The sequence below is a fragment of the Croceicoccus sp. Ery5 genome, assembly GCF_020985325.1.
Lineage (GTDB): Bacteria > Pseudomonadota > Alphaproteobacteria > Sphingomonadales > Sphingomonadaceae > Croceicoccus.
Map to the genome: position 1 here is coordinate 3,040,625 of NZ_CP087587.1, position 20,206 is coordinate 3,060,830.

The 20,206-nt window shown below is 65.0% G+C and carries 22 protein-coding genes and 2 riboswitches; of the genes, 6 read left to right on the forward strand and 16 right to left on the reverse strand.

The window, feature by feature from the left end:
* The first annotated feature begins 47 nt into the window (after positions 1 to 47).
* A complete protein-coding gene (locus LOZ74_RS14575) occupies positions 48 to 1,550 on the forward strand; it encodes a CpaF family protein (protein WP_230291764.1) in 1,503 nt (500 codons plus the stop codon).
* A 61-nt stretch (positions 1,551 to 1,611) separates the two neighbouring features.
* Here LOZ74_RS14575 and LOZ74_RS14580 read toward each other — a convergent pair whose 3' ends face one another.
* Positions 1,612 to 1,833 carry a hypothetical protein gene (locus LOZ74_RS14580; protein WP_230291765.1) on the reverse strand — a complete coding sequence of 74 codons (222 nt, stop codon included), beginning with the start codon at positions 1,831 to 1,833 and terminating at the stop codon, positions 1,612 to 1,614.
* Positions 1,834 to 1,916: 83 nt separating this feature from the next.
* Here LOZ74_RS14580 and LOZ74_RS14585 point away from each other — a divergent pair, with 83 nt between their 5' ends.
* Entirely contained in the window at positions 1,917 to 2,921 is a 1,005-nt protein-coding gene (locus LOZ74_RS14585) for a DMT family transporter (protein WP_230291766.1), read from the forward strand.
* 75 nt (positions 2,922 to 2,996) lie between these two features.
* A complete protein-coding gene (locus LOZ74_RS14590) occupies positions 2,997 to 3,128 on the forward strand; it encodes an entericidin A/B family lipoprotein (protein WP_230280135.1) in 132 nt (43 codons plus the stop codon).
* A gap of 51 nt (positions 3,129 to 3,179) precedes the next feature.
* Here LOZ74_RS14590 and LOZ74_RS14595 read toward each other — a convergent pair whose 3' ends face one another.
* The 10 genes from LOZ74_RS14595 to LOZ74_RS14640 form a co-directional block, all read right to left on the reverse strand.
* The gene (locus tag LOZ74_RS14595; RefSeq protein ID WP_370638840.1) at positions 3,180 to 3,836 is read right to left on the reverse strand and encodes a DUF938 domain-containing protein; all 657 of its coding nucleotides are present in this window, start codon (positions 3,834 to 3,836) and stop codon (positions 3,180 to 3,182) included.
* Entirely contained in the window at positions 3,817 to 4,296 is a 480-nt protein-coding gene (locus LOZ74_RS14600) for an isoprenylcysteine carboxylmethyltransferase family protein (protein ID WP_230291767.1), read from the reverse strand. The genes LOZ74_RS14595 and LOZ74_RS14600 overlap by 20 nt, the downstream gene beginning before the upstream one ends.
* On the reverse strand, positions 4,296 to 5,903 hold the full coding sequence (gene gcvPB, locus LOZ74_RS14605; protein WP_230291768.1) for an aminomethyl-transferring glycine dehydrogenase subunit GcvPB: 1,608 nt from the start codon (positions 5,901 to 5,903) through the stop codon (positions 4,296 to 4,298). The genes LOZ74_RS14600 and gcvPB overlap by 1 nt, the downstream gene beginning before the upstream one ends.
* Positions 5,900 to 7,261 (reverse strand): aminomethyl-transferring glycine dehydrogenase subunit GcvPA, encoded by a 1,362-nt coding sequence (gcvPA, locus tag LOZ74_RS14610; RefSeq protein ID WP_230291769.1) that lies wholly within the window; start codon positions 7,259 to 7,261, stop codon positions 5,900 to 5,902. Before gcvPA ends, gcvPB begins: the two co-directional genes overlap by 4 nt.
* A complete protein-coding gene (gene gcvH / locus LOZ74_RS14615; RefSeq protein ID WP_230280130.1) occupies positions 7,261 to 7,632 on the reverse strand; it encodes a glycine cleavage system protein GcvH in 372 nt (123 codons plus the stop codon). Before gcvH ends, gcvPA begins: the two co-directional genes overlap by 1 nt.
* Positions 7,633 to 7,670: 38 nt before the next feature.
* Positions 7,671 to 8,825: a glycine cleavage system aminomethyltransferase GcvT gene (gene gcvT, locus LOZ74_RS14620; protein WP_230291770.1), complete on the reverse strand. Its 1,155-nt coding sequence runs from the start codon at positions 8,823 to 8,825 to the stop codon at positions 7,671 to 7,673.
* Positions 8,826 to 8,877: 52 nt separating this feature from the next.
* Positions 8,878 to 9,003, reverse strand: a riboswitch (glycine riboswitch).
* A riboswitch (glycine riboswitch) is annotated at positions 9,004 to 9,111 on the reverse strand.
* Between the two features lie 107 nt (positions 9,112 to 9,218).
* On the reverse strand, positions 9,219 to 9,944 hold the full coding sequence (locus tag LOZ74_RS14625; protein ID WP_230291771.1) for an NAD(P)H-binding protein: 726 nt from the start codon (positions 9,942 to 9,944) through the stop codon (positions 9,219 to 9,221).
* Positions 9,937 to 11,160 (reverse strand): deoxyguanosinetriphosphate triphosphohydrolase, encoded by a 1,224-nt coding sequence (locus LOZ74_RS14630; RefSeq protein ID WP_230291772.1) that lies wholly within the window; start codon positions 11,158 to 11,160, stop codon positions 9,937 to 9,939. Before LOZ74_RS14630 ends, LOZ74_RS14625 begins: the two co-directional genes overlap by 8 nt.
* A gap of 84 nt (positions 11,161 to 11,244) precedes the next feature.
* Positions 11,245 to 11,940: an aspartate/glutamate racemase family protein gene (locus LOZ74_RS14635; RefSeq protein ID WP_230291773.1), complete on the reverse strand. Its 696-nt coding sequence runs from the start codon at positions 11,938 to 11,940 to the stop codon at positions 11,245 to 11,247.
* Between the two features lie 178 nt (positions 11,941 to 12,118).
* Positions 12,119 to 12,241 (reverse strand): aa3-type cytochrome c oxidase subunit IV, encoded by a 123-nt coding sequence (locus tag LOZ74_RS14640; RefSeq protein WP_230291774.1) that lies wholly within the window; start codon positions 12,239 to 12,241, stop codon positions 12,119 to 12,121.
* Positions 12,242 to 12,579: 338 nt separating this feature from the next.
* On the opposite strand from LOZ74_RS14640, the gene LOZ74_RS14645 reads away from it, so the two are divergent.
* Entirely contained in the window at positions 12,580 to 13,992 is a 1,413-nt protein-coding gene (locus LOZ74_RS14645) for a sigma-54 dependent transcriptional regulator (RefSeq protein WP_230291775.1), read from the forward strand.
* A 19-nt stretch (positions 13,993 to 14,011) separates the two neighbouring features.
* Positions 14,012 to 14,791, forward strand: coding sequence for an SDR family NAD(P)-dependent oxidoreductase (locus LOZ74_RS14650; protein ID WP_230291776.1), 780 nt, complete (start codon positions 14,012 to 14,014; stop codon positions 14,789 to 14,791).
* On the opposite strand, the gene LOZ74_RS14655 is transcribed toward LOZ74_RS14650, so the two are convergent.
* Genes LOZ74_RS14655 through LOZ74_RS14665 form a run of 3 tightly spaced genes read right to left on the reverse strand, consistent with a single transcriptional unit; the run spans position 14,779 to position 17,552 of the window.
* The gene (locus LOZ74_RS14655) at positions 14,779 to 15,336 is read right to left on the reverse strand and encodes a DUF1643 domain-containing protein (protein ID WP_230291777.1); all 558 of its coding nucleotides are present in this window, start codon (positions 15,334 to 15,336) and stop codon (positions 14,779 to 14,781) included. The genes LOZ74_RS14650 and LOZ74_RS14655 overlap by 13 nt on opposite strands.
* Positions 15,333 to 16,454, reverse strand: coding sequence for a dihydropteroate synthase (gene folP / locus LOZ74_RS14660; RefSeq protein WP_230291778.1), 1,122 nt, complete (start codon positions 16,452 to 16,454; stop codon positions 15,333 to 15,335). The genes LOZ74_RS14655 and folP overlap by 4 nt, the downstream gene beginning before the upstream one ends.
* Positions 16,455 to 16,472: 18 nt before the next feature.
* Positions 16,473 to 17,552: a site-specific DNA-methyltransferase gene (locus LOZ74_RS14665; protein ID WP_230281921.1), complete on the reverse strand. Its 1,080-nt coding sequence runs from the start codon at positions 17,550 to 17,552 to the stop codon at positions 16,473 to 16,475.
* 376 nt (positions 17,553 to 17,928) lie between these two features.
* On the opposite strand from LOZ74_RS14665, the gene LOZ74_RS14670 reads away from it, so the two are divergent.
* Positions 17,929 to 18,624 carry a sulfotransferase family protein gene (locus LOZ74_RS14670; RefSeq protein ID WP_230291779.1) on the forward strand — a complete coding sequence of 232 codons (696 nt, stop codon included), beginning with the start codon at positions 17,929 to 17,931 and terminating at the stop codon, positions 18,622 to 18,624.
* Between the two features lie 12 nt (positions 18,625 to 18,636).
* Here LOZ74_RS14670 and LOZ74_RS14675 read toward each other — a convergent pair whose 3' ends face one another.
* Positions 18,637 to 19,578 carry an oxidoreductase gene (locus tag LOZ74_RS14675; protein ID WP_230291780.1) on the reverse strand — a complete coding sequence of 314 codons (942 nt, stop codon included), beginning with the start codon at positions 19,576 to 19,578 and terminating at the stop codon, positions 18,637 to 18,639.
* On the reverse strand, positions 19,575 to 20,159 hold the full coding sequence (locus LOZ74_RS14680; RefSeq protein WP_230291781.1) for a ribonuclease HII: 585 nt from the start codon (positions 20,157 to 20,159) through the stop codon (positions 19,575 to 19,577). Before LOZ74_RS14680 ends, LOZ74_RS14675 begins: the two co-directional genes overlap by 4 nt.
* Between the last annotated feature and the right edge of the window lie 47 nt (positions 20,160 to 20,206).

Consider the following 20,206-nt stretch of genomic DNA (forward strand, 5'->3'; position numbering starts at 1 on the left):
GGAGGTGTCTCTGTCGGCGAACCTGATCGCATGTTGCGGAGTTTGGAATGAACGCTTTCGGCCGGAAGAACGGAATGGGCGGCATGGGGCAGCGCCCCGCATTCGGGGTTGCCCGGCCGATGAAGGGCGGGTCCGAACCGCTGCGCACCACTCCGCCGCCGCCGCCCGGCATGGACGAACAATTCCCGCCCCTGCCCGAACATAAGCCCGATGCGCAGGACGAGGCGCTGGCCCGCCTCGCCGAACGGTCGAACGCGGTGCACGAGGCGGACAAGGGCCCCGAGGGGTTCGAGGCCAGCGTTCACAAGATCAAGGAACAGGTGCTTCCCCGCCTGCTGGAACGCGTCGACCCCGAAGCGGCCGCCACGCTGACCAAGGAAGAGCTGTCGGAAGAATTCCGTCCGATCATCATGGAGGTTCTTCAGGAGCTGAAGATCACGCTGAACCGGCGCGAGCAATTCGCGCTGGAAAAAGTGCTGGTCGACGAGCTGCTGGGCTTTGGCCCGCTCGAAGAGCTGCTGAACGACCCTGACGTGTCCGATATCATGGTCAACGGCCCGCAGCAGACCTATATCGAGAAAAAGGGCAAGCTGCAGCTCGCCAAGATCCAGTTCCGCGACGAACAGCATCTGTTCCAGATCGCGCAACGCATCGTGAACCAGGTCGGCCGCCGCGTCGACCAGACGACCCCGCTGGCCGACGCCCGCCTGAAGGACGGCAGCCGCGTCAACGTCATCGTCCCGCCGCTCAGCCTGAAGGGCACGGCGATCTCGATCCGTAAGTTTTCCGAAAAGCCGATCACGATCGACATGCTGCGCGATTTCGGTTCGATGTCCGACAATATGGCCACCGCGCTGAAAATCGCGGGCGCCAGCCGGATGAATATCGTGATTTCGGGCGGTACGGGTTCGGGTAAGACGACGATGCTGAACGCATTGTCCAAGATGATCGACCCGGGCGAACGCGTGCTGACGATCGAGGACGCCGCCGAACTTCGCTTGCAGCAGCCGCACTGGCTGCCGCTGGAAACGCGCCCGCCGAACCTTGAAGGCGAAGGCGCGATCACCATCGGCGACCTTGTGAAGAACGCCCTGCGTATGCGTCCTGACCGCATCATCCTGGGCGAAATCCGTGGCGCCGAATGTTTCGACCTGCTGGCCGCCATGAACACGGGCCACGACGGTTCGATGTGTACGCTCCACTCCAACAGCCCGCGCGAATGCCTTGGCCGTATGGAAAACATGATCCTGATGGGCGACATCAAGATCCCCAAGGCCGCGATTTCGAAGCAGATCGCGGATTCGGTGGACCTGATCGTACAGGTAAAGCGTCTGCGCGATGGTTCGCGCCGCACCACGCAGATTACCGAGGTGATCGGCATGGAAGGCGACGTCATCGTCACGCAGGACCTGTTCAAGTTCGAATATCTGGACGAGGGTGAGGACGGCAAGATCATCGGCGAGCACCGTTCGACCGGCCTGCGCCCCTATACGCTGGAAAAGGCACGCCAGTACGGCTTCGATCAGGCATTCCTGCAGGCCTGTCTGTAAGGCGTTCGGGGGCGGCAGCTTCGGTTGCGCCCCCCCCTTTTGATCCGCTTGATCCGCGCGCCTAGGGCGACATCCACGTCAGGAACGCCAGCGTTCCGGCGATCACCGTCACCAGCAGCGCGGCCATGAATACCGCGGTCCATGGCATGCAGCCCACCGCATCGGGCACGGCCCTGCGCGCCCTGCGCCAGTCGCCCAGCCATGCGAGTGCCGCCACCAGCAGCGCCGCCGCCGCCAGCATCGTCCAGTGCCCCGCATCGCTTGCGATCAGCCAGTCGATCACTTTTGCGCCCTTTCCGTCATCATGCCATGCTGCAGCGCAAAAACGCGCTTGATCCGCAGGGCGTGACGGTTCCATAGGGCCCCATGGCCCGCACCCCAAGCCCTGCCGACGAAACGCCCGACACGCTTGTGGCCGAAGCTGCGGAAAACACGGCCGCGACCGGCAGCGAACAGGCCGAAACGGGCGCACGGCCGCAGGCGCATCAACGGCCCACGCTGGCACTGGTGCTGCGGCTGGGCGCGGCGCTGACGCTGGCCACCATGTTCGCCATGGTAAAGCTGGGCCACGAACACGGGCTGCCACTGTCGCATATGCTGCTGGTGCGGCAGGCGACATCGATCCCGATCCTGCTGGTGTGGCTGGGGCTGACCAGCGGCTTTGCGGTGCTGCGCACGAAACGTCTGGGCGGGCATTTCATGCGCTCGCTCTACGGCGGAACGGGCATGGTTCTGAATTTCCTGTCCCCCATCCTGCTGCCGCTGGCGGTGTCCACGACCTTCAGCTTTACCGCGCCGATCTTTGCCGTGATCCTGTCGGCCGTGGTGCTGCACGAACATGTCGGCAAATGGCGCTGGATGGCGGTATTGCTGGGCTTTGCCGGCGTGCTGCTGGTGGCGGGCCCGGGCGGAGCGGACATTCCGCTGATCGGGGCCTGCGTCGCGATTGCGGCGGCCTTTATGGTGGCGGTCGTCTCGATCCAGATCCGCGATCTGGCGCAAACGGAAAACAGCGTGGTGATCGTGCTCTATTTCTCGCTGTTCACGTCGCCGTTGCTGCTGGTCTGGTCGCTCTTCGACGGATGGACGAGCGATCCGGTCGATTTCGCGCTTCTGCTGGCCATTGGCGTATCGGGCACGCTGGCACAGGTTCTGCTGACCCTTGCTCTGCGCTTTGGGCAGGTCGCCAGCGTCATCGTGATGGATTACGTCTCGCTGATCGCGGCGGCGTTCTATGGCTGGTACCTGTTCGCAAGCCTGCCGCCTGCCAGCCTGTGGCTGGGCGCGCCGCTGATTATCGCGGCGGGCGTGATCATCGTGGTGCGCGAACAGATCTTGCGGCGCAGGCGGATGCGCACGATGGAACCGTAAGGGCAAATCGCATGCTGCGGAACCGGTTAACTGTCACAGCGTTATTCGCCCAACAGAAACCGAAGGAGCCGTCTTATGATCCGTCGTATCGCTATTGCCTGCGCGCTTGGCTCGCTGGCGCTGACCGCAACCGCCTGCAACACCGTCAAGGGTGCGGGTGAGGATATCGAATCGGTCGGCAAGGCCGGCGAAGACGCCATCGATTAATTTCTTGCCGAAGTCGCACATGCAAAGCGCCCGCCCCATCGGCGGGCGTTTTCATATGCGGCGAAATTCCAGCAGCATATTATGGGCGGGCATCCCATGCCGCGCCGCCGGCATCAGCCCGCTTGCCTGTGCCAGCGCATCGACATCGGCCAGATCGCGCAGCCCCCAACGCGGATCGCGCATTTTCAGCGACCGGTCGAATTCCAGATTGGACGGGGCGGTGGGAATATCGGCAGAGCGGAACGGGCCATAGATCACCAGCGGCGCACCGGCAGGCAGCACACGCGCGGCCCCCGCGAACAGGCCGATTGTCGCGTCCCACGGGCTGATATGGACCATGTTCACGCATAGCATCGCATCGGCCCGGTCCACCGGCCAGTCGGGCGCGCTGGCATCCAGCATCACCGGCGCACGCAGGTTCGCGGTGCCCTCCGCCCCGCGCCATGCGGCGATGGACCGGATCGCATCCGCATCGGGATCGCTGGGCTGCCATTCCAGCGCAGGAAATCGCCGCGCGAAAAACAGCGCATGTTCGCCCGACCCGCTTGCCACTTCCAGCACGAGGCCGGTGGCAGGCAGGATCGTGGCCAGACAATCGCCAATGGGTTCGCGGTTGCGCTGCGTCGCGGGGGCGTGGCGGCGGTCGTCCACCCAGCGGTCGGCAGGGTCGTGCCCCCTGTCGGGCCTATCAGATCCAGCGGCGGACACGGGTTCGGTATTCCTCGTAAGCCGGGCCGAAACGCCGTAGCAAATGGCGTTCCTCACGCGCGATGACCAGACGGTCGATCAGCGCGACGGCGACCGGCCACAGCAGCAGCGCGCCAAGGCTGTCCATCGCCAGCGCCAGCCCCAGATAGGCTAGCGCCATGCCCAGATACATCGGGTTGCGGGTAATGCGATACAGGCCCGCCGCAACGAAGGCAGTGTCCGGCTTCCACGGTTCGGGGTTATTTCCCGCCTGCCGGAATTGCGCCAGCGCCCATGCGATCGACAGCAGGCCGGTGGCCGCGATCACATAGCCCGCTGCGCGCAGCCATTGCGGTATCGCGGGGTTGAGCGCCAGAAGATCGTCCGCCGCCAGCCCCGCCAGCAACAGCCCCAGAAAGATCAGCGGCGGCGGAAAGCGCACGCCCGCATGCGTGCCGCCATCGCCGCCGCCGTCCTGCATCAGCTTCCGCCCAGCTCGCTCAGCGCCGGTTCGCCTGCCTGACCGGGCGCGGATTTCCACGTCAGCACGGGTTTGCGGGCGGCCTTGGTCTCATCCATCCGGCGGCGCGGGGCGAAATGGGGCGCGGATTTCAGCGTCTCGTCACCCGCCTTCGCCCGCTCTGCCAGCGAACGGAGCGATCCGATCAGCCGGTCGAGGCCGATCTTGCTCTCCGTCTCGGTCGGTTCGACCAGCATCGCGCCATGCACGACCAGCGGGAAATAGACCGTCATCGGGTGGAACCCTTCGTCGATCAGCCCCTTGGCGATGTCGAGCGTCGTCATGCCTTCGGGCAGGTCGTCATCGCTGAACAAAGCCTCGTGCATGCACGGGCCGGCATCGCCATAGGGCGCGTCGAGCACGTCTTCGAGGCTGCGCAGAATGTAGTTCGCATTCAGCACCGCATCCTCGGCAACCTGACGCAGCCCGTCGGCGCCATGCGACAGCATATAGGTCAGCGCGCGGGTGAACATGCCCATTTGCCCGTGGAACGCGGCCATGCGGCCAAAGCTTTGCGCGGCATGATCGGCGCGTGCGCGTTCCTCCACCATGCGCAGCCGTCCCTTGTCGTCGCGGCGGACGAAGGGGATCGGCGCGAAGGGCGCCAGTGCTTCCGACAGAACAACCGGCCCGCTGCCCGGACCGCCGCCGCCATGCGGGGTGGAGAAGGTCTTGTGCAGGTTGATATGCATCGCATCGACGCCAAGGTCGCCGGGGCGTACCTTGCCGACGATGGCGTTGAAGTTCGCGCCGTCGCAGTAAACCAGCCCGCCTGCCGCATGCACCGCGTCGGAAATCGCCTTCATATCGCGTTCGAACAGGCCGCAGGTGTTGGGATTGGTGATCATCACCCCCGCCACGTCCGGACCCAGCCGTTCCTTCAGCTTCGCCAGATCGACGCGGCCGTCCTTGGTCGCAGGGATGTTCTCCACGCGATAACCCGCGAACGCCGCCGTGGCGGGATTGGTGCCATGCGCGCTTTCGGGCACAAGGATCACCTCGCGCGCGTCGCCGCGCGCTTCCAGCGCGGCGCGCATGCACAAAATGCCGCACAATTCGCCATGTGCGCCTGCCTTGGGGCTCATGGCGACGGCGCTCATATTGGTCAGCTTCATCAGCCAGTCGGCCAGCTGCTCGATCACTGCATAGGCGCCCTGCACCGTGTCCATCGGCTGCAGAGGGTGAATGTCGGCAAAGCCCGGCATGCGCGCCACCGCCTCGTTCAGGCGCGGATTGTGCTTCATCGTGCACGATCCCAGCGGGAACGGGCCAAGATCGATGGCATAGTTCTGCCGCGACAGGCGCGTGTAATGGCGCACCGTTTCGGGTTCTGCCAGCGCGGGCAGGTCGACCGGCTGCTTGCGGGTGAATTTCGCCAGCGCGGGCGAGACCGTTGCGGGCACCGTGTCGAAATCGACGCCGCATTTGCCCTTCGAATGCAATTCGAAGATCAGCGGCTCTTCCAGGTTGAGCGCGCGGTCCCCGCTGGCCGTGGGCGATGTTTCGGGGGCGTGGACGTCCACCGCGCCCATTTCGGGCTTCCAGCCGCTGCGATTGATGGTGCTCATGCCAGAATCTCCTGCAGTGCGCCGGCCAGATAATCGATATCCTCGTCGCTGACCGTTTCGGTGACCGCCAGCAGCAACCCTTCGGCCATGTCGGCGCGGTCGGGGAACAGGCGGCCCATCGACACGCCGCCCAGAATTTCGCGCTTGGTCAGCGCATAGGCGACTTCGCGGGCATCCTTGCCGACAAGGCGCAGGGTAAACTCGTTGAAGAAATTGCCTTCGTTGACGATCTCGACACCCGGAATCGCGCCCAGCCGTTCGGCCACTTCCAGCGCGCGGGCATGGTTGATGCGGGCCAGACTGCCCAGCCCCTCTCCGCCCAGCAGCGTCATGTGGATCGAAAACGCCAGCGCGCACAGGCCCGAATTGGTGCAGATATTGCTGGTCGCCTTTTCGCGGCGGATATGCTGTTCGCGCGTCGACAGGGTCAGCACGAAACCGCGCTTGCCATCGGCATCCACTGTTTCGCCGCACAGGCGGCCCGGCATTTGCCGCGTGAATTTCTCGCGCGCGCCGAACAGGCCCAGATAGGGTCCGCCGAAATTCAGGCCGACGCCCAGCGACTGCCCCTCGCCCACCACGATATCGGCGCCCAGCGATCCCGGGCTTTCAAGCAGGCCCAGCGCCACAGGCTCGGTCACCACGGCGATCAGCAGCGCGCCCCGCGCATGGGCGGCATCGGCGATCCGCGCCAGATCGGGCACGCGGCCAAGGATGTCGGGATATTGCACGACGACAGCGGCAGTCTTGTCGTCGATTTCGGCAATGACCGCATCCTCGCCCGCATCGGCGGACAGCTGCGGCCCCACGCTGACCAGCGTATCGCCGGTGAAACGCACCATGGTTTCGGCCGACGACAGGTAATGCGGATGGATCGGCCCCAGCACGCTGCGCGATTTGCGCGTGATGCGGCCCGCCATGGCGATCGCTTCCCAGCATGCGGTCGACCCGTCATACATCGATGCATTGGCGATATCGGTGCCGAACAGCCGCGCGACCTGCGTCTGGAATTCGAACAGGACCTGCAGCGTGCCCTGCGCGATTTCCGGCTGATAGGGGGTATAGGCGGTCAGAAACTCGCCCCGCTGGATCAGATGGTCGACCGTGGCGGGGATATGATGGCGATAGGCCCCCGCCCCCAGAAAGAACGGCGCATCCGCTGCCGACAGGTTCTGCGCGGCCAGCTTTTTCATATGCCGTTCGACCGCCATTTCGCTGGCATGCATCGGCAGGCCCGAAACGGGGTCTTTCAGCAGCGCCTCTGCCGGAACATCGGCGAACAGGGCATCGACATGATCGGCACCGATCGTCGCCAGCATGGCGGACCGGTCACCCTCGGTCAGCGGAAGATAACGCATCAAAGGCTCTCTACGAATTTCTTGTACGCGTCCTCGTCCATCAGCCCCTCCAGCTCGGACGGGTCGGACAGGGTCAGCTTGAAAAGCCAGCCGTCGCCTTCGGCGTCGTTGTTGACCAGTTCCGGCTCGTCCTCCAGCGCGCCGTTCACTTCGGTGATCGCGCCCGACACGGGGGTATAGACGTCGCTGGCGGCCTTGACCGAATCGACCACGGCAACACTGTCGCCCTTGCCGAAATCGCTGCCGGTTTCGGGCAGTTCGATAAAGGTGATGTCGCCCAGCTGTTCCTGCGCATGGTCGGTAATGCCGACGGTGCCGGTCTTGCCTTCAACGGCAATCCATTCGTGGTCTTCGGTGAAATAAAGGCTCATGGCGTGGTGGTCCTTTGAAAGGGAAATCGTCAGGGAAATCAGGATTTCTTGCGGAAATAGCGGTGCGGCACGAAGGGCATGTCGGTGACGGTCGCCTCGATCTGCTTGCCGCGCATCTCGATGGTCAGCGTCGTGCCCGACAGCGCATGCCCCGCCTCGACATAGCCCATCGCGACGGGCTGGCCGACGCTGGGCGCGAAACCGCCGCTGGTGACGGTGCCGACCTGCGCATTGCCCGCATAGATCGGCGCGCCCTCGCGCACGGCCATGCGGCCGGTGATCAACAGGCCGACACGTTTGGCGCTGGGCCCATGGGCCAGCAGCGACAGGATTTTCTCCGCACCCGGAAACCCGCCCGTCTCGCGCCGTTTTTTCGACAGGGCAAAGGCCAGATCGGCGGTTACGGGATCGGTCTTTTCGTCAAGGTCGTGGCCATACAGCGGCAGCCCCGCTTCCAGCCGCAGACTGTCGCGCGCGCCAAGGCCGATGGGCTTTACGATGTCGAGCGCGCAAAGCGCCTTGGCCAAAGCCTCGACATCATCGGCGGGCACCGACAGTTCGAACCCGTCCTCGCCGGTATAGCCCGATCGGCTGATGCCGATGTCAACACCGTTCCAGCTTGCGCTGGTGCCCTGCATGAAGCTCAGCGCATCGGCGACGCCCGGCATCACCTGCTCCAGTGCTTCTGCCGCGCGCGGCCCCTGCAGCGCCAGCAGCGCGCGGTCATCCAGATGGTTGAGCGCGATTTCGTCAGGCAGGAATTCGCGCAAATGGCCGATATCGTCCCATTTGGTCGCGCCATTGACGACAAGGTAATAGGCCGGTTCGCCGCCATCCACGGTGACATTCGTCACCATCAGATCGTCGAGAATGCCGCCATCCTCGTTCAGCAGCAGCGAATAGCGGATGCGCCCCGGCTTCAGCGCCGAAATATCGCCCGGCAGCAAGGCTTCCAGCGCTTCGGCGGCGCCGGCTCCCGATACGATCAGCTGGCCCATGTGGCTGACATCGAACAGGCCCGCATTGGTTCGCGTCCATTCGTGCTCGGCGATGATGCCCTCATACTGGATCGGCATCAGATAGCCCGCGAAGGGCACCATGCGCGCGCCATTGGCGCGGTGCCATGCGTCGAGAGGCAGGGTTTCGGGGCCCGCAACTTCGTCCAGCTGGTCTTCGGAAATGCTCTCGGTCAAAATTCGGCTCCGTGAATAGGTCAGGCCTGCGCGTCCGGCATCGGATACGCGCAAGGCCCCCTCTGTCGCGGAAACCTGAGAGCTTCGCCGGATGCCTTGAATACGATCCAAGACGGTCCGGAATACCCCTTCGGTGGCCTTGGCCGTTTCCGCCGCAGCACTTTCCAGAGCATCGCTATCGACCCACATGGTCCCTGTTGCCTGAGAGTTTCCGGGGCGGTTGCTCCTTCGGCGGCTTGTCCCCGCCCAAACAGGCGAATCGCAAGCTCTCTCCCACACGGGTCAGCGATGTGGCCGCAAAGTCCTATGCTGCGCGTGCAAAGTCAATCGGCGCGGAGCGAAATAAGGCCCTGCCGCGCCATGTTGCGCACAGGGTTCATGTTGCAGCGGGGTTTACTCACCCGCCAGCGCGGGTCTGCGCAATGTGCGGCGCGTCAGCGCGGCGTGGATGGCATCGTTGTCGTGCACGAAACGCCCGTCGGCGCGCATCTGCGTCATCGCATAGATCGCATCGGCCACCACACCTGCGGGCATCGAACGATATTGCCGCAAAGATCCGTTCATGAACAGATCGGTCAGCGGCGACAGCACGGCGGCCAGCCGCTCCTTGCCGCGCGGATCGTCCTCGCGCTTGCCCTTCAGCAGGCCGGGTCGCAGCATGTCGACACGGGCAAAGGCCAGCTTTTTCACTGCCTGCTCCATCTCGCCCTTGGTGCGCAGATAGAGGTTCTTGGAAAAGCGGTCCGCGCCCACCGACGATATGCCGATGAACTGCCGCACCCGCGCATCGGATGCCCCCTCGGCGCACTGGACCACCAGATCGAGGTCGACCGCCTGGAACGCAGCCTCGTCGCGGTTCGCCTTTTTCCATGTCGTGCCCAGCGCCGATACCAGCACGTCGGGCGCAAGCTGCGCGATCACCTGACGCCAGTTCTTGGGATCGGCAATGATCATTTCCATCCGCGCCCCTTGCGGCAGGGGCACTTCGCGGCGGGCGATGGCCGTCAGGCGGATGTCGGGATGGTCGCCGCTGCGGGCCATGATCTCGCGCCCGATCAGGCCCGTCGCGCCGACCAGCACCATATGCAGCCCGCCCGCTTCAGACCCCGATTCAGACATTGCTCAGCTCTTCGGGGGCGTGGCCGAAAATCTCTGCATGGCAGCGGATGGCATAGCGGTCGGTCATCCCCGCGATGAAATCCGCGATATGGCGGCTGCGCTGCGGTTCCGCATCCGGCAGGGCCCTGCGCCAGTCTTCGGGCAATAGCGCGGGATCGCCGGCATAGGCCGCGAACAGCCCCGCGATCAGATTGTCGGCCAGTTCGGCCGTGCGCTTTTGCGCGGGATGGTAATAGAGCTTTTCATACATAAAGCTCTTCAGCTTTCGCTCCGCCTCGGCCACGCCGATCGAGAAGCCCGCCAGCTGCATGCCCGCATTGCGCACGTCCTGCGCGGTTTCGACACCGGCCTGCGCGATGCGGCCCTTCGTCTCCTCGATCACATCGGTGACCATCCAGCCGATTTGCGAGCGGATCAGTTCGCGCTGCAGCCGGTCCTGCGCCACGCCGGGAAACTTGCGCCCGATGGCGTCCCACTGGTCCGCGATAAAGGGCATCGAAAGCAATTGGTCGAGCGAGAGGAAACCGGCGCGAAGGCCGTCCTCTATGTCGTGATTGTCATAGGCGATATCGTCGGCCAGCGCCGCGACCTGCGCCTCAAGGCTGGACCAGCGGCCAAGGTCGAGCGGGAAAGCATCGTCCAGTTCGCGCAGCGCCCATGGCAGCGGGTTCGCGGCTGACACCGGCCCGTTATGCTTGGCAAGCCCCTCCAGCGTTTCCCACGACAGGTTCAAGCCCTCATGCGTGCAATAGGGGCTTTCCAGCCGCATCAGCACGCGCAGGGTATGGGCATTGTGGTCGAACCCGCCCTGCTGGCTCAGCGCACGTTGCAACGCCCGCTCTCCCGCATGGCCGAACGGACCGTGGCCGATATCGTGGGCAAGGCACAAAGCCTCGGTCAGATCCTCGTCCAGACCCAGCGCGCGGGCGATCACGCGGCCGACCTGCGCGACCTCCAGACTATGGGTCAGGCGGGTGCGGTAATGGTCGCCATAGGGGGCGACGAACACCTGCGCCTTGTGCTTCAACCGGCGGAACGCGATCGAATGGATGATGCGGTCGCGGTCGCGCTGGTATGCGCTGCGCGGCCCTCGCACCCCGCCCTCGACCTCTCCGAACTCGCGCCCGCGGGTCTGCGCCGGATCGGCGGCATAGCGGGCGCGCATGCCCGCCACGGTCATATTCGCGGGTTCAGCCGGTGCAAGAACATCGTCCATCGTCAAACCCGATGGCAGATCGCGGCGCGCAGGCAAACCGGATCAAAAACGGAACGCGCGCGGAAATGGCGGAAAAATCGCCGATTACGCGTCGATCACGCTTTCGGTCGGGGTGTCGTCGCCGATGATCCAGTCGGCCGCGGCGGCGGCATGGATATGGCCGGAATCGAAAATCGGCAGCACATTGGCGCCCGTGTCGATCAGCAGGTCCAGTTCGGTACAGGCCATCACCACGGCCTCGGCACCGGCCTTTTCCAGATTGGTGATCATGGTGCGCAATTCACGCTCGCTGTCGCGGCGGACCTTGCCGTGCATCAGCTCGTCGTAAATGATCGTGTCCAGCGTTTCGACCACGTCCATATTGGGTGGCAGCAGTTCGATATCCTCGACCACCAGACGCTCGCGATAGAAATCCTCCATCATCACATTGCGCGTGCCCAGCAGCCCCGCGCGCCTGATCTCGCGCTCGGTCATCTTGCGGGCGACGCAATCGGCGATGTGGATGACGGGGATCGACACTTCGGCCTGAACGCGGTCGTACACCGCATGCATCGAATTGGCGGCGATCACCAATGCGCCCGCGCCCGCGCTTTCCAGCCGCCTTGCCGATTTGATCAGCACTTCGGCGGCATGGTCCCACTGGTCCGCGCCGATGGTGCGATACAGGCGCGAGAAATCGATGCTTTCGATCAGCAACGGGGCGCTGGCCGTGGGGCCGACGCGGCGCTGCACGATCTGGTTGATGTCTTCGTAATAGGCTCGGGTCGAAACCCAGCTCATGCCCCCGATCAGGCCCAGTTTTCGCAAAAGGCTGTGGTCCCTCAAATCTGCTCGTCCGTCCTATTGCCTACGCAAAAAGGCCCCGCATGCCAACCGGCTTGCGTGGGCCCATTGATCGCTATGAACGGTTAATTTCCGCTGAAGCCCCGCCTTTGCCCGCGGAGAGCGGAAACCGGCATCAGGCGATGATCATCACCACGATGGCAGTCAGGATGGCGACAACGATCGTGCCCCATTTGAACCAGTTCACAAAGCTGGCATAGGTCGACTGCGCCTTTTCGATCGTATCCGGCTTTTCCATGGCCCTGTTCATTCCCTTAACTAGATTCGCCCGTGGATCGCGCCCGCCACCCTTTGTCGCGGCGGGACGCCTGCTTGCCCTGCCTCTAGTGCGAGCGGCCTTTCCAGACAAGTCACTTGCTTTCTACCCGGTACTCCGGCCCGATGTCGGGTCAGGTGTCGGGTCCGGCGTCCGGTCCCGTGTCATCGGCGCGCCGTTCAAACATGACGATGGCATTTACCTTTTAAACCATTGCTGGCGGCGCGCCGGTAAACAGGATAAATCACTTGTTCACGATATCCCGTTAGAAGCCGTCAGGGGGCGGTTACGGGATTTTCCGCCACCGCAACGGGGCAAGTATGGTGGATGATGAACCGCGCCTGATGCTTTTGGTCGCCGATGACGCCGGCCAGATCAGGCAGATCAATAGCTTGGCCGGCCGCGCAGGCTGGCGCATGCGGACCGTTCCCGACGGGGAAACGGCGCTGCGCATGCTGGACGACAGCTCGGCCGAAAAGCCGCAGGCGCTGATGCTGGACAGCTGGATCGCGGGCGACGAATCGTGCCGGCTGATCGGGCGGTTCCGTGCCGCCGCGCCCGAATTGCCGCTGCTGTTCCTGACGGGAAGCGCCTCTCCGCTGCTGGCGGTAGAGGCGATGCGCGCGGGCGCGACCGACTATCTGATCAAGCCGATCGCGTCGGAACGGCTTATCTATGCACTGGAAAGCAGCGTCCAGCACGCGCTCGCCACCGACGAGCTGGCCCCGCTGACCGAAAAGATCGAGGCACCGCTCGATTTCGACCTGATGATCGGGTCCTCGCCCAATTTCCGCACCACGCTGGCCCGCGCGGCCAAGGCGGCGCGCGGCCATGCGCCGCTGCTGGTCGCGGGCGAACCGGGCACGGGCAAGGAATTGCTGACCCGCGCGATCCATTCGGCCAGCCCGCGTGCACGCGGCCCGCTGATCATCCTGCACACCACGGGCATGGCGCCCGCCGCCATCGAATCGGCGCTGTACGGCCATGAACGCGGCGCGTTTCCCGGCGCCTTCGAACAGCGCACCGGCGCGTTGCAGAATGCCGATGGCGGATCGCTGATGATCGACGATCTGGAACGGCTGCCCCCCGCATTGCAGCACCGTCTGGCCGACACGATCATCACCGGCATCGCCAAGCCCCTGGGCGCGGCGCACAGTTTCCGCGTCGATGTGCGCATTCTGGCGACGGCGGGCAATGACGCACAGACGCTGATGCAGCAGGGCGTGCTGGAACCCGTTCTGGCAGAGGCGTTCAACGGCAATTCCATCGTGCTGCCCCCGCTGAGCGAGCGGCAATGCGATATCGCGCCGCTGACACGCCATTTCCTGAAACTGATCGGCGAACAGCCGGGGCTTCGCCATCTGGGCATTACCGATGACGCGCTTGCCTTGCTCGAAGGTTATGCATGGCCGGGGAACCTGCGCCAGCTTCAGGCGGTGCTGTTCCGCGCGGTCGTCTTTTGCGACCGCGACGCGCTGACCGAAGGGGATTTTCCGCAGCTGGCCAATATCGTGGGCGATATCGGCCCGCGCGCCACGGCCAATGCGGGCGGGGTAACCCTGTTCGGACCGGACGGGCATCTGCGCTCGCTGGAAGAGATCGAGGCGGATGTGATCCGCCTTGCCATCGGCCATTATCGCGGGCGGATGAGCGAGGTGGCCCGCCGCCTCGGCATCGGACGATCGACCCTGTATCGCAAGCTTTCCGATCTGGGCATCGACAACGCGGCCTGATCGGGCCACACCGGCCCGCATGCCCGATACTCTCCCGTCAGCCGATTTCGATTTTTCCGGCCGCAGCGCGCTGATCACCGGCGCGGCTTCGGGCATTGGCGCGGCCATGGCGCATTGGCTGGACGCGCGCGGCATCGCGCATCTGGTGGCGGTCGATCTGGATGCCGACGGCCTGGCCGCCCTGTCGCTGGACTGCAAGGTCGAGCGCGTGGCCGGCGATGTTTCCGATCCCGCCTTCTGGGCCGGTTTCGCGGACAGGCCCGCATTCGATCATGTGCTGGTGAACGCGGGGATTTCGGATGCCTTTCCGATTGCCGGTGCCGATTTCGCGCGCTGGCGGCGGTTGATGGCGGTCAATCTCGACGGGGCGTTCCTGACCCTGTCCGCCGTGCTGGGCGCGATGCAGCGCGCCGGCAAGGGCAGCGTTGTCGTCACCGCCTCTGCCGCGGCGACCAAGCCCGAGGCGACCACTGCCGCCTATGCCGCGTCGAAAGCCGCGCTGGTGCAACTGGCCAGGGTCGCCGCCAAAGAGGTCGCGCCCGCTGGCGTGCGGGTCAATGCCATCGCGCCGGGCGGTGTCGATACGCCGATCTGGGACGGGATGGAATTTTTTGCCGGCATGGCAAAGGACGCGGGCAGCCGCGAAGCCGCGATCGCGGCGATGGGCAAAATGGCAACGCCGCTGGGCCGCTATGCCAGCGCGCAGGAAATCGCGGGGCAGATCGGATTTCTGCTGTCCGACATGGCCGCCACGATCACCGGCGCGGTGCTGGCCAGCGACGGCGGCTATACGCTGTAGGGAACAGCGACCACATCCTTCCTGAGGTAAAGCGGATGACGCGGCAGCCCCGCCTTGGTCGTGCCATAGCAATCAAGCGCGCCGCACAGGGCCAGCACCGCGCGGTCCCGCGCGCGATGCGCGCCATGGACGCCCCATGCGGCGATGGTCTGCGCCGCCAGTTCCAGCGCCAGCCGGATCGCATCGTCATTATGCTTGCCCACCGGCCCGCGCCGTTTTTTCAGCCGCAAGGGATCGGTCTCACGCAGGGCGAACAGGTTCCATACCAGCAGCGAATGGCCCGCTTGCAGCGCGCGGGAATGACAGCGCGCGATGGTCGGATCGTTCGCCAGATGATCGGCTTTCGACGGATTCAGCATCGCAATCGCCATCATCGCGCGCTGCGGCCCGGCATCGCGCCACAGTAAATAGCGATAGCGCCCGCAATGGCTGAACACCGCGCCGTGGCCGGTGCCTTCGTCGTGGCGGAAATCCAGCCCCGCCGCGTCGGCCCAGGCGGCAATGCGCCGCACGGCATCCCGCGCCGTCATGCTTTCGCCGGTCATTGCGGCAGTTGCGAGAAATCCGTCAGCGCCGCATCGCGCATGCCGCGCCACACATGCATCGCCTGCACCGTTTCCGCCGCATCGTGCACGCGGATCATATGCGCGCCCGCATCCATCGCCCGCATCGCCGCCGCCAGCGATCCGCCCAGCCGTTTATCCGCAGGCGCCTCGTTCGACAGGGCGCCGATGAACCTTTTGCGGCTGGCCGCGAACAGCAACGGCTGTCCCAAAGCGTGAAACAGGGGCAGAGCCTCTATCAGCGCGAGGTTTTCGGCCACGCTCTTGCCGAAGCCGATACCGGGGTCGAGCACGATTTTTTCCCGCGCGATGCCCGCCGCCATGGCCGCATCGCGCCGCGCGCGCAGATGATCGAACACGTCGAACACCACATGGTCATAGGTCGCATCTGCATGCAGGTCAGACCCTTTTCCCGGTGCATGCATCAACACCACCGCCGCGCCCGCACGGGCCACGATTTCGGCACTGCGCGGATCGTGGCGCAGGGCGGATACGTCATTGATCATTGTCGCGCCAGCCGCCAGCACCTCGGCCATGGTGGTGCCGTTGCGCGTATCGACCGAAACCGCCGCCCCGCCGCGCGCCAGCCGTTCGACCACGGGCAGCACGCGGGCAATCTCGTCCCCTTCCCATACGGCGGGGGCGCCGGGGCGCGTGCTTTCGCCGCCCACATCGATGATCGCCGCGCCCGCCTCCAGCATGTCGACGCCGTGGCCGACCGCCGCTTGGGTCGTGTCATGCGCGCCGCCGTCGGAAAAGCTGTCGGGCGTGACGTTCAGGATGCCCATCACCTGCGGATGGTCCAGCCTTATCGTCCGCTCGCCCAGCCGGAGCGGCGGGTGCGCCATGCGCAGATTGGCATATTGCTCCTCGCCATCGGCGGCCAGCTCGTCGGGCAGGCTGGCCAGCACCGGCGCGATGTCCGACGGGCGCAGGATTTGCCGCCGCGTAACCCGCGCGCCTTCCCGCACGATCAGCGCGATCTGGCCGACATAGCACATCGTGCCCGCCAGCCGGATCACATCGGGCGGATCGCCCCCTTCATCATAAGCCTGCGGAGAAGGCGCAAAGCCCAGCGGCAAAAGATAGAGCTTGCTCATGCGCCGCTGGCTAACGGATCAATCCTCGGTGGCCAACAGGTAAAGCTGCCGCGCATTGTCCAGCGGTTGCAGGCCCTTTTCGCTCTCCATGTGCCAGAAGGTCCAGCCATTGCAGGACGGCGCGCCTTGCAGCGATGCGCCAAGCCCGTGGATCGACCCGCTTTCCCTGCCCGCCATCAGCGAACCGTCGGCGCGCACGATGGCGCTGAACCGGCGCTTCTTGTCGGTCACGGTGGTGCCCGCGGGGACATAGCCCGCCTCGACCAATGCGCCGAATGCCACGCGCGGGGCCTGACGCTTGGACTGCATCACTTTCAGCGCGCTTTCGTCCAGCGGCAGCGCGCTCTCGATGCGTTCCAGCGCGGCTTCGCGATAGGTGCCCTCGCGCTCGCAGCCGATCCACTGGCGGCCCAGTCGCTTGGCGACCGCGCCGGTGGTGCCGGTGCCGAAGAACGGGTCCAGAACGACATCGCCCGGATTGGTCGTCGCCAGCATCACGCGATACAGCAGCGATTCCGGCTTTTGCGTCGGGTGAACCTTGGTCCCGCCCTTCTTCAACCGTTCCTGCCCCGAACAGATCGGCAGAACCCAGTCGCTGCGCATCTGCAGCTCGTCGTTCAGCGTCTTCATCGCGCGATAGTTGAACGTATATTTCGACTTTTCGCCCATCGACGCCCAGATCAGCGTTTCATGCGCATTGGTGAACCGCGTGCCCTTGAAATTGGGCATCGGGTTCGATTTGCGCCACACGATATCGTTCAGGATCCAGAATCCCGCATCCTGCATCGCCGTGCCGACGCGGAAGATATTGTGATAGCTGCCGATCACCCAGATCGAGCCGTTGGGCTTCAGAATGCGCTTCGCCTCGGCCAGCCATTGATGGGTAAATTCGTCATAGCTGGCAAAGCTGGCGAACTTGTCCCAGTCGTCGTCCACCGCATCGACGCGGCTGCCGTCCGGACGGTCGAGATCGCCGCCCAGTTGCAGATTATAGGGCGGGTCCGCGAACACCATGTCGATGGTGCCCGAAGGTATGCTGCGCATCGCTTCGACGCAGTCGCCGTCCAATATCCGGCCCAGCGGCAATTCAACGCTCATCTGGCGCGATCGCGCGACTGTCTCGCCGGTTCGCGCCTTGGCGCGGGTCTTTAAAATCGTGGCCATGCCGTCCTTTACGCGACCTTTTTCAAGGTCCGTCCCCTGGGGATAACTCCCCTTGTGAATCCGCGGGGACTCGCCGTCAAGCGCCGATCGTCGCGGCGAATCCGTTCCGCGCCCGGTGGCGGGGCCGCGATGTCGCCGCCGGTTTCGCGCCCGCCCCAAGATATAGAGTCCGTGCGGCACGGGCGGACTCATCATCTTGCGACTGTGTCTTTCCGGACTCGCTGGTTCGGGTTTATCGTTGCAGCCACCCGCGATGCCCGTCATGCTCCGGCCCCGACAGGGTCGCGCTCTGTTCGGGGGAGAGAACGCCATGACGCTGGATGTGATCGGCGCGGGGCTGGGCCGCAATGCGACCTTCACGATGAAATTCGCGCTGGAACGGCTGGGTTTCGGTCCGTGTTTCCACATGGCCGAACTGTTCGCCGACGTGCGCCGCCGCCTGCCCCTGTGGCTGGATGTCGTCGACGGCAGGCCGGACTGGGACGCGGTGTTCGACGGTTTCCGGTCGGTCACCGACTATCCCGCCTGCACCTATTGGCGCGAACTGGCAGCGCATTACCCGCGGGCGAAATTCGTGCTGACCACGCGCGACCCCGACAGCTGGTTCGATTCGGTCAGCGAAACGATCTTCGCTCCGCGCATGCAGGCAACGCTGGTGGGAACGCCAGCCGAAAAGATGATGCAGGGCGCGATCTATGATGCGTTCAAGGGCGGTTCGATGCAGGACCGCGCGTTCATGACCGGCTGGTACGTCCGGCGCAACGAAGCGGTGATCGCCGCGCTGCCGCCCGAACGCCTGCTGGTGTTTCATCCCAAAGAGGGCTGGGAACCGCTATGCGCCTTTCTGGGCGTGCCCGTGCCCGATTGCCCCTTCCCCCGCGTGAACAGCCGGGACGAGCTGGGCAGCGCCAGCGACGAGACTGGCGGATTGCCTGCCGATCCGGTCGAGCTGGAGGCATGGGGCCGCAGTTATATCGACACGATGCGCGAAAAGGCCTTTGCCTAAAGGGGATTTTGCCTAGGCGGGTGGCTGGCCGGGGGCAGGCGACAGGCCGGGATCGATCCCCGTCATGTCGACCGACACATCCCACAGGCGCTTCGCCAGTTCCGGATCGCGTGCGGCGATGCTGCGGAACGCCGGACCCGACGGGCCGCGCGCCTCGAAAATGCCGCGCGATCCGACATATTCGCCGCCCGACAGCGCCGGATCGCATGCCGCCTGCAAGGCGGGCCACGCGCCCTCTTCGGCGGTATTGAGCACCATGCCCAGCAAGGGCGTGAACATGCGGCGCAGCGGGATATGGCGCGTCAGCTCGCTTTGCGCGACGCCGGGATGGCAGGCGATCGCCTTGACCCTGCTGGCAGCGGCGCGCAGCCGCCGGTCCAGCTCGGTCGCGAACAGCAGATTGGCCAGTTTCGATTGCTGGTAAAACGGCATGCGGGCATATCCCTGCGATCCGTCCAGATTGTCGAAAGCGATCCGGCCCTTCTTGTGCGCGATGCTGGCGGTCACCACCACCCGTGCCTCTCCATAAGTGGTCGCCGTCTGTTCCAGCAGCGGCAGCATCAGCGCGGTCAGGGCGAATGTGCCCAGATGATTGACCCCGAACTGCATTTCGAACCCGTCCCTGGTAAAGGACAGCGGCGGGACCATCACGCCCGCATTATTGATCAGCGCGTCGATCCGCGGCTCTTTCGCGGCCAGCGCGGCGGCGGCGCGCACCGATGCAAGATCGCCCTGATCCAGCGGCAGAAAGTCCAGATCGGCAGCGGGATGATCCGCCACGATCCGCGCCATGGCCGCCCGAGCGCGATCTTCGTTGCGGCAAGCCAGCACGACACGCGCGTCCTGTGCGGCCAGCGCATGGGCAATGGCGAAACCGATGCCCGCATTCGCGCCCGTCACCACGAAACATCTGCCCGACTGGCCGGTCAGATCTGCACCGGTAAAATCACTCACACATTCAACTCCAGCTGGGCGACGGGGGCAAAGCTACGGCGGTGCAGCGGGGTCGGTCCGTAACGGCGCAGCGCTTCCATATGTTCCGCCGTGCCATAGCCCGCGTTACGCTCCCACCCGTATTGCGGATGGATCGCCGCCGCATCGCGCATCATGCGGTCGCGGTGTTCCTTGGCGATGATCGACGCGGCCGAAATGCACGGCTCCTTCGCGTCGCCCTTGACGATGGCACGCGCAGGCCAGCGCCATTCGGGGCGGCGTCCGGCAGGGGTCAGATTGCCGTCCACCAGCACTTCGGCCGGATCGCAGCCGATTTTCGCGCACACCGCCTCGACCGCGATGGTCATGGCCAGCATGGTCGCGCCAAAGATGTTCAGCCGGTCGATCTCCTCGACCTCCACAACGCCCACGCCCCATGCGCAGCGGCGCTTGATCGCCTCTTCCAGCCCGGCGCGCTTTGCCCTTGTCAGAACCTTTGAATCGCCCAGCCCCGCCGGTCGCGGCTTGCACAGCAGCACCGCAGCGGCCACAACCGGCCCGGCAAGGGGCCCGCGCCCCGCTTCGTCCACGCCGATAATCACTTGTGCGCCATCCGCCGGAACAGGATGCGCCGCACGGGAGTAGAGTT

Excerpts from the sequence above, each read along its gene's own strand:
- LOZ74_RS14630 (WP_230291772.1), bottom strand. The coding sequence starts at position 11,160 with ATGGACGATGTTCTTGCACCGGCTGAACCCGCGAATATGACCGTGGCG.
- LOZ74_RS14670 (WP_230291779.1), top strand. The coding sequence starts at position 17,929 with ATGACGCTGGATGTGATCGGCGCGGGGCTGGGCCGCAATGCGACCTTC.
- LOZ74_RS14640 (WP_230291774.1), bottom strand. The coding sequence starts at position 12,241 with ATGGAAAAGCCGGATACGATCGAAAAGGCGCAGTCGACCTATGCCAGC.
- LOZ74_RS14575 (WP_230291764.1), top strand. The coding sequence starts at position 48 with ATGAACGCTTTCGGCCGGAAGAACGGAATGGGCGGCATGGGGCAGCGC.
- gcvPB (WP_230291768.1), bottom strand. The coding sequence starts at position 5,903 with ATGAGCACCATCAATCGCAGCGGCTGGAAGCCCGAAATGGGCGCGGTG.
- LOZ74_RS14635 (WP_230291773.1), bottom strand. The coding sequence starts at position 11,940 with ATGAGCTGGGTTTCGACCCGAGCCTATTACGAAGACATCAACCAGATC.
- LOZ74_RS14600 (WP_230291767.1), bottom strand. The coding sequence starts at position 4,296 with ATGCAGGACGGCGGCGGCGATGGCGGCACGCATGCGGGCGTGCGCTTT.
- gcvH (WP_230280130.1), bottom strand. The coding sequence starts at position 7,632 with ATGAGCCTTTATTTCACCGAAGACCACGAATGGATTGCCGTTGAAGGC.
- LOZ74_RS14650 (WP_230291776.1), top strand. The coding sequence starts at position 14,012 with ATGCCCGATACTCTCCCGTCAGCCGATTTCGATTTTTCCGGCCGCAGC.
- LOZ74_RS14585 (WP_230291766.1), top strand. The coding sequence starts at position 1,917 with ATGGCCCGCACCCCAAGCCCTGCCGACGAAACGCCCGACACGCTTGTG.
- gcvPA (WP_230291769.1), bottom strand. The coding sequence starts at position 7,261 with ATGCGTTATCTTCCGCTGACCGAGGGTGACCGGTCCGCCATGCTGGCG.
- LOZ74_RS14625 (WP_230291771.1), bottom strand. The coding sequence starts at position 9,944 with ATGTCTGAATCGGGGTCTGAAGCGGGCGGGCTGCATATGGTGCTGGTC.
- LOZ74_RS14665 (WP_230281921.1), bottom strand. The coding sequence starts at position 17,552 with ATGAGCGTTGAATTGCCGCTGGGCCGGATATTGGACGGCGACTGCGTC.
- LOZ74_RS14655 (WP_230291777.1), bottom strand. The coding sequence starts at position 15,336 with ATGACCGGCGAAAGCATGACGGCGCGGGATGCCGTGCGGCGCATTGCC.
- LOZ74_RS14645 (WP_230291775.1), top strand. The coding sequence starts at position 12,580 with ATGGTGGATGATGAACCGCGCCTGATGCTTTTGGTCGCCGATGACGCC.
- folP (WP_230291778.1), bottom strand. The coding sequence starts at position 16,454 with ATGAGCAAGCTCTATCTTTTGCCGCTGGGCTTTGCGCCTTCTCCGCAG.
- LOZ74_RS14590 (WP_230280135.1), top strand. The coding sequence starts at position 2,997 with ATGATCCGTCGTATCGCTATTGCCTGCGCGCTTGGCTCGCTGGCGCTG.